The organism is Ruegeria sp. CDSA246 (assembly GCF_059611225.1).
The window spans coordinates 437290-449303 of the sequence record NZ_JBXWPD010000001.1 but is presented as its reverse complement, the minus strand read 5'-3'; the positions used below and the strand labels follow the sequence as shown (position 1 = coordinate 449303).

The 12014-nt window shown below is 55.8% G+C and carries 14 protein-coding genes; 8 read left to right on the top strand and 6 right to left on the bottom strand.

Going from position 1 to position 12014, the window contains the following annotated elements; all coding sequences use genetic code 11:
* Positions 1-20 precede the first annotated feature (20 nt).
* The 4 genes from AC2FI9_RS02255 to AC2FI9_RS02240 all read left to right on the top strand — a co-directional run bounded on the left by AC2FI9_RS02255 (position 21) and on the right by AC2FI9_RS02240 (position 3833).
* The gene (locus tag AC2FI9_RS02255) at positions 21-1022 is read left to right on the top strand and encodes a DctP family TRAP transporter solute-binding subunit (RefSeq protein ID WP_109311602.1); all 1002 of its coding nucleotides are present in this window, start codon (positions 21-23) and stop codon (positions 1020-1022) included.
* 115 nt (positions 1023-1137) lie between these two features.
* Positions 1138-1815 carry a TRAP transporter small permease gene (locus tag AC2FI9_RS02250; protein ID WP_496765187.1) on the top strand — a complete coding sequence of 226 codons (678 nt, stop codon included), beginning with the start codon at positions 1138-1140 and terminating at the stop codon, positions 1813-1815.
* Positions 1815-3191: a TRAP transporter large permease gene (locus AC2FI9_RS02245; RefSeq protein ID WP_496765184.1), complete on the top strand. Its 1377-nt coding sequence runs from the start codon at positions 1815-1817 to the stop codon at positions 3189-3191. Before AC2FI9_RS02250 ends, AC2FI9_RS02245 begins: the two co-directional genes overlap by 1 nt.
* A 330-nt stretch (positions 3192-3521) precedes the next feature.
* Complete coding sequence (locus AC2FI9_RS02240; protein ID WP_496765182.1) at positions 3522-3833, top strand: DMT family transporter; 312 nt, start codon at positions 3522-3524, stop codon at positions 3831-3833.
* A 2-nt stretch (positions 3834-3835) separates the two neighbouring features.
* Here AC2FI9_RS02240 and tpiA read toward each other — a convergent pair whose 3' ends face one another.
* On the bottom strand, positions 3836-4585 hold the full coding sequence (tpiA, locus tag AC2FI9_RS02235; protein ID WP_496765180.1) for a triose-phosphate isomerase: 750 nt from the start codon (positions 4583-4585) through the stop codon (positions 3836-3838).
* Positions 4586-4706: 121 nt separating this feature from the next.
* Between tpiA and AC2FI9_RS02230 the strand changes: the two genes are divergently transcribed.
* The gene (locus AC2FI9_RS02230; protein ID WP_496765178.1) at positions 4707-5618 is read left to right on the top strand and encodes an isopenicillin N synthase family dioxygenase; all 912 of its coding nucleotides are present in this window, start codon (positions 4707-4709) and stop codon (positions 5616-5618) included.
* On the opposite strand, the gene AC2FI9_RS02225 is transcribed toward AC2FI9_RS02230, so the two are convergent.
* The gene (locus tag AC2FI9_RS02225) at positions 5615-5980 is read right to left on the bottom strand and encodes a HesB/IscA family protein (protein WP_058277823.1); all 366 of its coding nucleotides are present in this window, start codon (positions 5978-5980) and stop codon (positions 5615-5617) included. The two genes, AC2FI9_RS02230 and AC2FI9_RS02225, sit on opposite strands and share 4 nt — an antisense overlap.
* 238 nt (positions 5981-6218) lie before the next feature.
* On the opposite strand from AC2FI9_RS02225, the gene AC2FI9_RS02220 reads away from it, so the two are divergent.
* Entirely contained in the window at positions 6219-6515 is a 297-nt protein-coding gene (locus AC2FI9_RS02220; protein WP_496765176.1) for a hypothetical protein, read from the top strand.
* Positions 6516-6613: 98 nt separating this feature from the next.
* On the opposite strand, the gene AC2FI9_RS02215 is transcribed toward AC2FI9_RS02220, so the two are convergent.
* From AC2FI9_RS02215 to AC2FI9_RS02205, 3 genes are all read right to left on the bottom strand, one after another.
* Entirely contained in the window at positions 6614-6976 is a 363-nt protein-coding gene (locus AC2FI9_RS02215) for an SUF system Fe-S cluster assembly protein (RefSeq protein ID WP_058271500.1), read from the bottom strand.
* A 98-nt stretch (positions 6977-7074) separates the two neighbouring features.
* A complete protein-coding gene (locus AC2FI9_RS02210) occupies positions 7075-7353 on the bottom strand; it encodes an NfeD family protein (RefSeq protein ID WP_108858729.1) in 279 nt (92 codons plus the stop codon).
* Positions 7353-8243: an SPFH domain-containing protein gene (locus tag AC2FI9_RS02205; protein WP_282151106.1), complete on the bottom strand. Its 891-nt coding sequence runs from the start codon at positions 8241-8243 to the stop codon at positions 7353-7355. The genes AC2FI9_RS02210 and AC2FI9_RS02205 overlap by 1 nt, the downstream gene beginning before the upstream one ends.
* Positions 8244-8420: 177 nt before the next feature.
* Here AC2FI9_RS02205 and AC2FI9_RS02200 point away from each other — a divergent pair, with 177 nt between their 5' ends.
* The gene (locus tag AC2FI9_RS02200) at positions 8421-9332 is read left to right on the top strand and encodes a nucleoside hydrolase (RefSeq protein WP_496765174.1); all 912 of its coding nucleotides are present in this window, start codon (positions 8421-8423) and stop codon (positions 9330-9332) included.
* A gap of 64 nt (positions 9333-9396) precedes the next feature.
* Positions 9397-10527 carry a tRNA guanosine(34) transglycosylase Tgt gene (tgt, locus tag AC2FI9_RS02195; protein ID WP_496765172.1) on the top strand — a complete coding sequence of 377 codons (1131 nt, stop codon included), beginning with the start codon at positions 9397-9399 and terminating at the stop codon, positions 10525-10527.
* A 46-nt stretch (positions 10528-10573) separates the two neighbouring features.
* Here tgt and AC2FI9_RS02190 read toward each other — a convergent pair whose 3' ends face one another.
* A complete protein-coding gene (locus tag AC2FI9_RS02190) occupies positions 10574-11746 on the bottom strand; it encodes a sugar-transfer associated ATP-grasp domain-containing protein (RefSeq protein ID WP_496765170.1) in 1173 nt (390 codons plus the stop codon).
* Positions 11747-12014 lie beyond the last annotated feature (268 nt).

Sequence of the window (12014 nt, the reverse complement as noted above, 5' to 3'; positions counted from 1 at the left end):
AGTCTGGGAGGAAAAGACAGATGAAATTCCTGACAACTGCCGCGACCGCGCTGGCGTTGAGTGTTACAGCAACCGCCGGTATGGCCGCGTGTGATGACGGCGAGATTGTCGTCAAGTTCGCGCATGTGACGAACACGGACAAACACCCCAAGGGCATCGCGGCATCGCTGCTGGAGCAGCGCGTCAATGACGAGATGAATGGCGTAATGTGCGTTGAGGTCTATCCGAACTCGACGCTCTATAATGACGACAAGGTGCTTGAAGCAATGCTTCAAGGCGACGTCCAGCTGGCCGCGCCGTCGCTGTCGAAGTTCGAGAAGTTTACCAAACAGTTCCGTCTGTTCGACCTGCCGTTCATGTTCAAGAACATCGATGCAGTTGATGCATTCCAGGCCTCGGCGGATGGTCAGGCCATGAAGGACAGCATGCAGCGCCGCGGCCTGCAAGGGCTGGCGTTCTGGCACAATGGCATGAAACAGATGTCGGCCAACAAACCGCTTGAGGCTCCGTCGGATGCCGAAGGCCTGAAATTCCGTGTTCAATCCTCGGACGTTCTGGTAGCCCAAATGGAAGCCATTGGCGGCAGCCCGCAGAAAATGGCGTTCTCGGAAGTTTACGGCGCGCTGCAGCAGGGCGTTGTGGATGGCCAAGAAAACACCTGGTCGAACATATATGGCAAAAAGTTCTTCGAAGTGCAGGACGGTATCACCGAGACCAACCATGGCATCATCGACTATCTGGTCGTGACATCGGTTGACTGGTTGGACAGCCTTGATCCCGAGGTGCGCGATCAGTTCCTGACGATTCTGGGCGAAGTGACCGAGACACGGAACAAGGAAGCCTTCTCGGTGAACGAAGCAGCCAAGGCTTCGATCACTGATGCCGGCGGAATCATCCGCGAACTGAACCCCGAACAGCGCCAGGCCTGGGTCGATGCGATGAAGCCCGTTTGGGACCAGTTTTCCGACGACGTAGGTCAGGATAAGATCGACGCCGCTCAGGCCATCAACGCCGGGTTCTGATCCTGGTTGAGGCCGCGTGTCCAAAGACTGGGGAGTGGCGGACACGCAGGCTGGGCGGGCCGTAATTTGGCCCGCCACACCTAACTCTCATCACCAATAATGTGGGGACAGAAAAATGTCTGGTTCGAAACCCGGCCAAGGCGGGCTGGTCGACCATATCGAAGAGACCATGATTGCCGCTCTGTTGGGCGTGATGACGGTCGTAACCTTCGCCAACGTGATCGCGCGTTTTGTGTTTAACTCCAATATCTTATGGGCGCTTGAGCTGACGGTTTTCACCTTTGGCTGGCTGGTGTTGCTGGGGGCCTCTTATGCGGTCAAGAAACACGCGCATCTGGGTGTTGATGCAATCCTGAACATGCTGGCCCCGGCGCCACGCCGCATTCTGGCGCTGATATCGGTGGCGTGCTGTCTGGTGTTCTCGCTTCTGCTTCTGAAAGGGTCGTATGACTACTGGGCCGTGTTTGCGGACCTGCCGCCAACATCGGGCCGCTGGTTCCCGACCGGGTTTAATTTCGACGCACGCAGCCAGAGTTTTTACGAAGTGGACGATATTCCGATGGTCGTGCCGCTGCGCTTCCTCGAGGATCTGATCAACTATGGCGAGGGGTATGAAAAATTGCCCAAGGTGGTGCCGTATCTGGTGTTGCCGGTGTCGATGCTGCTTCTAGTGATCCGCTTTGCTCAGGTCGCAGTACAAATCTGGCGTGGTGAGACCGACCGTCTTGTTGCCAGCCACGAAGTCGAGGACGAGATCGAAGAAGTCCGCGCTCAGCAAGGAGAGCATGACTGATGGACGTCGTACTTCTTTTCTCTATGGTTATTGGCCTGCTGCTGATCGGTGTGCCGATTGCGGTGGCCTTGGGCCTCAGCTCGACCCTGTTCCTGTTGATCTACTCCGACAGTTCGTTGGCTTCGGTCGCGGGAACCCTGTTCGAAGCCTTTGAAGGCCACTTTACTCTGTTGGCGATCCCGTTCTTCATTCTTGCGTCGTCTTTCATGACGACCGGTGGAGTGGCGCGGCGGATCATCCGCTTTTCCATCGCCTGTGTTGGGCACTTGCCAGGCGGTCTGGCAATTGCGGGTGTCTTTGCCTGTATGTTGTTCGCTGCGCTTTCAGGCTCTTCTCCGGCCACGGTTGTTGCCATCGGTTCCATCGTGATCGCCGGTATGCGGCAGGTTGGCTATTCCAAGGAATTCGCTGCCGGTGTGATCTGTAACGCGGGTACGCTGGGCATTCTGATCCCGCCGTCCATTGTCATGGTGGTCTATGCCGCCGCCGTTGAGGTCTCGGTCGGGAGGATGTTCCTTGCGGGCGTCATCCCGGGCCTGATGGCGGGTCTAATGCTGATGGTCACGATTTACGTCATGGCCAAGGTTAAGAACCTGCCGAAGGGTGACTGGAAGGGTTGGGGTGAAATCTTTACCTCGGCACGCGAAGCCGGTTGGGGCCTATTCCTGATCGTGATCATTCTGGGCGGTATCTATGGTGGTATCTTCACGCCGACCGAGGCTGCTGCCGTCGCTGCCGTCTATGCCTTCTTTATCGCCAGCTTTGTCTACAAGGACATGGGGCCCCTCAGCACCAATGGGGACGGGCAGAACATTCCGCTGTTGAAAAAGCCCTATGCTTTGGTCACGGCCTTCTTTCACCCTGACACCAAGCACACGCTGTTCGAGGCCGGTAAGTTGACGGTGACGTTGCTGTTCGTCATCGCTAATGCGCTGATCCTCAAGCACGTGCTGACCGATGAACAGGTGCCTCAGCATATCGCTAGTGCCATGCTATCGGCGGGTTTGGGGCCGGTTACCTTCCTTATTGTGGTCAACGTGATCCTGCTGATCGGTGGTCAGTTCATGGAACCTTCGGGACTGTTGGTCATCGTGGCACCTCTGGTGTTCCCGATTGCCATCGAGTTGGGCATCGACCCGATCCATCTGGGCATCATCATGGTGGTCAACATGGAGATTGGGATGATTACGCCTCCGGTCGGACTGAACCTGTTCGTGACTTCGGGCGTGGCTGGTATGCCGATGATGAGCGTTGTGAAGGCGGCGCTGCCGTTCCTGGCTGTCCTGTTCGTCTTCCTGATCATGGTGACGTACATTCCGTGGATTTCGACCTTCTTGCCCAATACCTTTATGGGTCCGGAAATCGTGACGAACTAGCGGGCATACCTGCGACAAGAAAGGCCGGGTCTATGCCAGACCCGGCCTTTTTTTTATGCCGCCATTTTTAAGTATTTCGCACCCAGCGCGATCCCGCGATAGGCAAGGTGACGGCTTGTCCCCCAGTAACGGATGCCGTCATCTGAGGGCAGGGATCACCGATGGGCGCAACAAATACTGGGTTTTTCGGGTCGCGCCGCGTTGGAGGTTTTGAGCTGCACGCCGCGCCCTCTTGAATACCGGGCAAGAGAATTTATGTACGGGAAAGAGGACGACCTCGCCTTGTTGGCTGATCATTCGGGACGACCCGAATAGATGTGAGGTGTCTCTATGCCCTGGATGTTTTTGTTATTCGCTGGCCTTCTGGAAATTGTCTGGGCCGTCGCCATGAAGCAATCCGCCGGTTTCACGCGCCTATGGCCTACGGCTTTGATGGCTGCTTCAATGATCGGGTCGTTCGGGTTGCTTGCCCTTGCGATGCGGGATTTGCCCTTAGGCACGGCCTATACGATCTGGACAGGCATCGGCGCCGTCGGTGCCTTCATGGTCGGCGTGATGTTTCTGGGCGAGGCGCTGACCGCGCCCCGCCTGATCGCGGCGGCCCTGATTGTGGCCGGGCTGGTGACGATGAAATTGGCTTGACCTCAGGCCTTTTGCAGGGCGTCGATAATGCCCGAAAAATCCTCGGCTTTCAGGCTTGCGCCGCCCACCAGCGCCCCGTCCACGTTGGAGACTGCAAAGATATCGGCTGCGTTGCCCGGTTTGACCGAACCGCCATAGAGCAACCGGACCGAGCGGCCGACGCCTTCGCCAAATCGACGTTCAAGCCGAGCGCGGATGAAGTCGTGCACTTCTCCGATCTCGTCCAGTGTGGGGACTTTGCCGGTGCCAATGGCCCAGATCGGTTCATAGGCAACAACCAGGTTCTCACCGGTTGACTGATCTGGGATCGAGCCGGACATCTGACCGCCAATGATGTCCAGCGTGTTCGCGGCTTCGCGCTGTTCCAGGCTTTCGCCGACGCAAATGATGGCTTTCAGGCCCGCGTCCATCGCGGAGCGTGCTTTGGCGCGGACATCCTCATTCTGTTCGTCGTGATCTTCGCGCCGTTCTGAATGCCCAAGAATGACCGCGCTTGCCCCTGCATCAACCAGCATCTGAGCACTGACATCGCCGGTATGTGCGCCGGATTCGGCTGCATGGCAATCCTGACCGCCGACGGTAATTCCGGTGTCTTTCACCGCTTCTGCCGCGCGATACAGTAGGGTTGCCGGTGGGCAAATCAGGACGTCTACCGATGCATCAGGAAACGATGTAGCCAGCGACTGAAGCTCGGGCAATGCAGCCGCAGTTCCGTTCATTTTCCAGTTTCCAGCTGCCAGCTTGCGCCGCATAACGCGTACCCCCAAATAAGTCGTTGTTTGCTCATCGGATAGCACCACCAGCCGAGCCTGACAATTCCGGTTGCAAAGGTCCGACCACAACGGCAGGTTCCGCGTCATTGTGGAGGGCGGCATGATCGACGATCTGGATCTGAGAAAACTGGACGAACGCGAGGCTTCAGAGATGGCAAAGCTGCTGCATGCCATTGGTGAAGTTGGGTTTCTAACGGTGTCGAACACCGGGTTGAACGCCGATCAAGTCCGAAACGTGATCGAGGTGTATCGCGACTTCTTCCATTTGCCGGATGCCCAGAAGAAAACCGTTGATATGGCGATGACGGGTTCAAACCGAGGGTGGGGCGCGCCGCGATCAGAGCAGGTCGACCCAAAGGCCAATCCGGATTTCAAGGAAGTGTTCGATTGCGGTTACGAATTGCCTGCGGGAAATTCTTATGCCGGAAAAGGGCTCAGTGTGTATGCACCAAACCTGTGGCCGAACAGTCCCTTGGATTTCCAGGATATTATCAGAGATTACTACAGCGACGCTTGCAATGTGGCGATGCGCGTTCTTCGGGCCATTGCGGTCGCATTGCGCCGGGATGAACTCAGCTTTGATCGTGCCTTTGACACGCCAATGGCCCTGTTGCGCGGGAACTACTACCCAGAACGCCCGGCATGGGCAGGTGATCGGGATTTTGGCATCGGGGCGCACACTGACTATGGGTGTCTGACATTGCTGGCCACGGACGGGGTCTCAGGGCTTGAGGTCCGCATGCCGGATGATCGCTGGCAACCTGTCTCTGCGGCGCCTGGTACGTTCATCATCAACTTTGGAGAGATGCTGGAATTCTGGACCGCCGGAAAAGTCAAAGCCACCGAGCATCGCGTCATAGGCGGGACGCAAGAACGCATTTCGGTCCCACTGTTTTTTAACCCGTCCTACGACACCAACGTTGCTCCGCCAAGCTCAGGCAAAACGATCAGCGCAGGTGACCATCTTACACGGCGCTACAACGAAACCTATCTGCACCTGCAGGCAACTTAGTTTTGTGTGGAAAGCGTCTCGTCAAATTTGATGGATTCGCCGCAACCGCAAGCGTCCACAACATTCGGGTTGCGGAACTTGAACCCGGCTTCCAGAAGCGAGACCTCATAGTCGATTTCAGTTCCGAACAAGAACATCTGCGCCATTGGCGCGATCATGATGCGGGCACCGTCCTGTTCGACCACTTCGTCGTTGGTATCGGCCTCATCCACGTAGTCCATGGTGTATTCCATGCCGGCGCAGCCGCCTTTTTTGACGCCAATGCGCAATCCGGCATGACCGCCGGACGCCATCAGGCGTGCGATCTGCTCGGCCGCTTTGGTCGTCATTGTCACGGCCTGTTTGCCGGGAATGCCAAACATGGTGGTCTCCGTTGCGCTACGTTATCCCCAATCTAGGGCCGAGAGGCGTCAGGCTCAAGACATAGCAGACCTGCTGACCTAAGTTTTACCGGCAGTGACGCGGCCAAACGACCAATTGCCACAGCAAACTTGCGTCACTCCCGGTCTTCGCCTTAGCTTGACGATTGTGACAGGACATTTGAGCGAAGGGCGAAAGAAGATGGCGAAGAACAGGCATTTCCGCAGAAAAATCATAACGATGCAAGCTGTAGCCGCAGTCTTTCTGACCGCAGGTCTGGCACATGCAGCAACGGATAGCGCACGGCATCCGGTGAATTGCGCAACAGCCGAGGGGGATCTTCGGGCTATCGCCGCAGAAAAGAAGCACGCAGAAGACCAGCAGGCAGAAAGTATCATTGCGATCACTCCTGCCGGTGCATTGCTGGGACTGGTCACGGGAACCGAGCAAAAAAGGCTCAGTATGTTGAATGGCGATTACGTCAAAGAGCTGGATCAACGCGCGGCCGAGATAAAATCGACCTGCGGCGTGGAATAGGCCGCTCGGGCCCTTTGACGTAAAAAGGGCTGCTCCGGTTCATAGACAGCTCTTTTTGTTATACTTCAATGCTTTACTTGGTAAAGCTGAGCGAAATTCTACATGAATCCCAGTTCAAGACGTGCTTCGTCTGACATCATCTCCATGCCCCAGGGGGGCTCCCATGTCAGCTCGACGTCAACCTCTTTGACGCCAGCGACCGGTTCGATGGCTTCGACAATCCAGCCTGGCATTTCACCGGCGACCGGGCATCCGGGCGCGGTCAGTGTCATGATGACCTTCACCGCGTTTTCCTTGGTGATGTCGATCGTATAGATCAGACCCAGATCGTAGATATTCACCGGAATCTCGGGATCGAAGACGGATCTGCAAGCCTCGACCACGGAATCGTAGAGTGGATGATCGATGGTCGAAGGTGCGATCAACGGCGTACCTTCGAACTGTTCACTTGGATGGGTCATTCGTGCCTCGGGGCTGTTACCTGAGAAATTATATAGGGAAAGGCTGGGGCAGCGTCCAGTGGTGCCGTGTGGCCCGTCGGACGCTGCGTCGATTTGGATCAATCGTTGATATCGTGGCGGAAGGTTTTCACCTGGCCATGGGGCAGGGCGAACATGCGCCGCAGGATCAGCCAGGCCACAAGCGAAAGACCCGCAAAGATCAAAAGCAAGACTGCCAGGCTCGGGGCAAAACCGGGGATCACAAGTAGAAGCCCTGTGACCGCCGCGCCAATCGCAAAGCCAAGAAAGATGAACCCCGGCAAGACGATCTCAAGTATGCCCAGAGCCAGCGCTCCGGCCAGCCAGAGCCACCATGTCAGCCAGAAGGGATCAGCCATTACTTTCCTCCTTTCAACATCTTGAAGGCATCGCCAAAGGCCTCAAGCGCATTGGCGGGAACCACGATGGTCTGCGACCCGGTGCCGTTACCCAGTGCGTTCAGTGCTTCGACTTGCTTCAATGCGACCTGATACTGGGCGGCCTCGATACCATTGTCCTGAATGGCCTTGGCGACCACGCCGGTTGCATAAGCTTCGGCCTCGGCCTGAATACGGCGGGCTTTTGCGGTCTGCTCGGCCGCATAAAGTTCCGCGTCCGCATTCAATTCGACCGAACGTTTTTGACCTTCAGCCTCGGTCACCTGCGCACGACGGGCACGTTCCGCGTTCAGCTGCTGCAACATAGCATCGCGTGTGGCCTGATCCAGGTTTACGTCCAGAATCTCGGCGCGGGTGACTTCGATCCCCCAGTCGTCAACGGCAGTTTCGACGCTTTCCTGAATGCGTTCAATCAATTGCGCGCGATTGGACTGCACCTCATCCAGATCCATTTTACCGATTTCGGCACGGACGATACCTGCAACGGTTGTTGCAATCGCACCGTCGACGTCACGGATACGGTACACGGTCTTTTCCGGTTCAAGAATGCGGTAGAACACCGAAGTATCGATCTGAACCAGAACGTTGTCCTTGGTGATCGCGTCCTGCGTCGCATTCGGCAGCTGGCGTTCAAGAATAGATATCTTGTGACGCGCAACATCTAGAAAAGGAACGATAAAGTTAATGCCGGGGCCAAGCACCGAATGCAGGCGGCCAAAGCGTTCAACCACGTATTTTTCGGACTGAGGCACAATTTTGATGCCCTTGAAAATAACGACGACAATCAGAACTGCCGCGAGCAGGTAAATGATGTTCGATGTTAGCAATCCAATGATCTGTTCTTCGGTCATATCTGTCCTCTGTATTTTTGTGTACTATGGTATACACTTGGGGATTGACTCGCCCATTTTCAACTCTGGTATGGCGGGAATGGGGATAGAAGCAAATCTCTGAAAACCACAATGTGGCGCGGAATTTTTTGAATGTGGCTGCTTTGCATCCGGTTGTGATTGCGCTATCGGGCGGGGATGAAACTGATAATTGATACAGATCCGGGCATCGACGATGCGATGGCCATTGCCTATGCCGCCGCTGCACCTGAAATTGACCTGATCGGCCTGACCACGGTTTTCGGCAACACACATGTGCACCAATCCAGCCGCAACGCGCGGTTCTTGCTGCATAAACTGAGATTGGACGCGCCAGTAGCCGAAGGAGCGCGGCTTCCAGTCGGTGCGACCACCTACGACCCGTCCGAGCATGTGCACGGCCCCGAAGGATTCGGTGATTTGACTGACATCCCGCAGATTGGGGAAAATCACCCCCTGACGGCGGCCGAATTCCTTGTCGAGCAGGCGCGGGAACACAAGGGTGAGCTGGTCGTCTGCGCCATTGGACCGTTGACCAATGTCGCCGATGCAATGCGGTTGGACCCAGAGTTTGCAGGCAACATCAAGCGACTGGTGATCATGGGCGGTGCCGTGTTTTGCCCCGGGAACATCACGGAGCATGCCGAGGCCAACATCTATCACGATGCACAGGCCGCGGATGCAGTGTTCGCGTCTCCGCCAGATACTGTTCTGGTCGGCTTGGATGTCACTCTGAAAACTCTGTACGAGACCGCGGATTTTGATGCATTGGCGGCGCGTTCCGCTGACATGGGCGGTTTCCTGCGCGACATCTCGAAATTTTATCTGAAGTTCTACAAGGATATCGGCGGATTGGAAGGGTGCGGCCTGCACGACTCGACGGCTGTGATTGCCTGTACCCACGAACCCATGTTCGAGATAGTCGAAACCGGGCTTCAGGTTGAGGTAGATGGTCCGCAAATCGGGGCAACCCGACCGGATGCCAATAGACCAATGGTGCGCGTATGCCGGGATGTGGATGGGGCAGGGGTTGTCAGCCTGTTCACTGACCGCGTTGCGTCATTGCCCTGACGACTTGCAATACCAGCGAAGATCGGGCAATTGCTGCCCGGTTCAGCGACCCTGAGGCATTCACATGACAGACCGTTTCTCATTTGACCTGAAAGCCACGGATGGCAAGGCCCGTACCGGAGTCATCAACACTCCGCGCGGGGAAGTTCGAACGCCGGCCTTTATGCCGGTTGGCACGGCGGCAACGGTCAAAGCGATGATGCCGGAAAGCGTACGTGCCACTGGGGCAGACATCCTGCTGGGCAACACATATCACCTGATGCTGCGCCCGACCGCCGAACGGATCGACCGTCTGGGCGGGTTGCACAAGTTCATGAATTGGGAACGGCCGATCCTAACGGATTCCGGTGGGTTCCAGGTCATGTCGCTGGCCGGGTTGCGCAAGCTGACCGAAAAAGGCGTGACCTTCAAATCTCATATCGACGGTTCGCGCCACGAATTGACGCCTGAACGGTCGATGGAGATTCAGCGCCTGTTGGGGTCCGACATCGTTATGTGTTTCGACGAATGCCCAGCGTTGCCCGCTGACCGGGATCGCATTGCCGAGTCGATGCGCCTGTCGATGCGGTGGGCTGAGCGGTCGCGTGATGCTTTCGGGGATCGCCCGGGTCACGCCTTGTTCGGCATTCAGCAGGGCGGACTAGAGCAGGATTTCCGCGAGGAATCGGCCGAAGCGCTGAAAGAGATCGGTTTTGAGGGCTACGCCGTCGGTGGACTTGCCGTGGGTGAAGGCCAAGAGGCGATGTTCGACGTGCTGGACTTTGCGCCGGACATGCTGCCGGTCGACAAACCACGTTATCTGATGGGCGTTGGAAAACCGGATGATATCGTCGGCGCCGTTGCGCGTGGCATTGACATGATGGATTGTGTGCTGCCGTCCCGCTCGGGGCGCACAGGGCAGGTATTCACGCGCTACGGCGTGGTGAACATCAAGAATGCCCGGCATTCCGACGATCCGCGCCCGTTGGATGAACTCTGTACGTGTCCTGCCTGTTCAAACTACTCCCGCGCCTATCTGCACCACGTGTTCCGCTCGAACGAGATGATCTCGGGTATGCTGCTGACCTGGCATAATCTGCACTATTTCCAAGAGATCATGCAGGGCATGCGCGACGCCATCGCCGCCGGAACATTCGATGCCTGGCAGGTCGAGTTCCACGCACAGCGTGCGCAGGGGGATATTGAACCAGTCTAGGCATGGCGAGGTTTGGGAAGGTTCCTCACCTTCCCAAAACAGACTGTTAACGCCTAAAACCAAGCAGTGAACGCCGTTTTTTGTTCGGCGCTTGACCGAAGTCATAACCAAAGCTCTCAAAAAAATCCCGGACTTCTTTTGTAAGCATTCCGCGACCAGTCGCGTATTGAGGTAAGTCGAAACCGCCGCCGTAATTCAATTCAACAACAACGGGGCCTAACTCAGTAATTGCGATGTCGGTGGATTGATAACGTATCGGCGCAAAGGTTCGGGCAGCACGGCTGTTTATCTCGCGCAATTCTTGCCAGTAGGGCAATTGCATTCCCATCAAACCGGCTGTTTCGGGGTGATCTTCCAGAAAGGTAACCTCCATGCCATCACGCCGAGTGACGGTAGTGATTTTTCCAGTCTCGGGGTCAATCGCACAAGCTAGATTACCGGGGCGCCAAAAGGCATCAGCGATATTGTCGTTTTGGGGCAGCTTGATCACTGCGATCGGACAAAAAACGTCGTCCTCGCGAAGCAGGTTCACCATTCTAATCGTGGCCAGAGCAGAAGCATACGGCCTGAGGGCTGAATGATTGTGAAGCAAAGGTTGCAAGACATACGAGTTCTGCCCAACGGTTTCTGACAAGAATTCTTCGTATGGTACAGGGTTCATCCCCGCGCATGTTAAAGTATCATTATCAGCGTTCTGGATTCGGAATGCGCCAAAGCTGACCATCCCTTCAGTAATTTTCCCAAACAGGCCCGTATGTAGATTATCCAGTGCCGTTTCGCGTAGATCATCCGCAGTGCAAATCTTTTTTATGCCTGGAAATACACGTGAGGTTTGGTCGATTACGCCCACAATGTCCGGGACCGGCACATCCACCGCATTGAGCAGAGTTGTCGCTACTACTTTGTCTTCAGCTGCGCTTTGCCAGCCAGTGTGGTTGCATATATGTGTGATTGGCCAGTGAAGATCGTTTGAAATGTACTCGGATCTTTGAGCGTCCGAGAACCGATCAGAATGATGCAGCCCGTTACGCACATATTCGGCCATGTTCAATCTGCTGTGCGACTTGGCTATTTTGTTAAACTCGCGCTGAATTTGAACTGGGGACCGGCCGGACGATTTTGCCGCGTGTGTTAGCAACGCGGTATGATCAGAGTCTCGGGCAGACAAATACTTTTCATAGTCAATATCCGCGGCGCTTGTGGGGTTTGACGTTGTCATGGCAGAGATCTCCACGTTCGATTTATTGGTTCCATTTTGGAAACTGTTTTGAGCGGAAAAATGGCAGTTTTATGACTTGTTGCCGGAATATTTAGTTGGGTTCCTACAGAGATTGCCGGACAAGGTTTTCTCTTCTATCCAGCTCGGCCCCAGAAATTAGCTTCTGTGGTCCTGTTATCGGCTTGCCGATCTTTCTGGTTCGCGTCATTGTGATGGTCAAAAGGGAAGGTTGAATTGTGTGCCCATGTGCACCATTTCTTCACTCTAA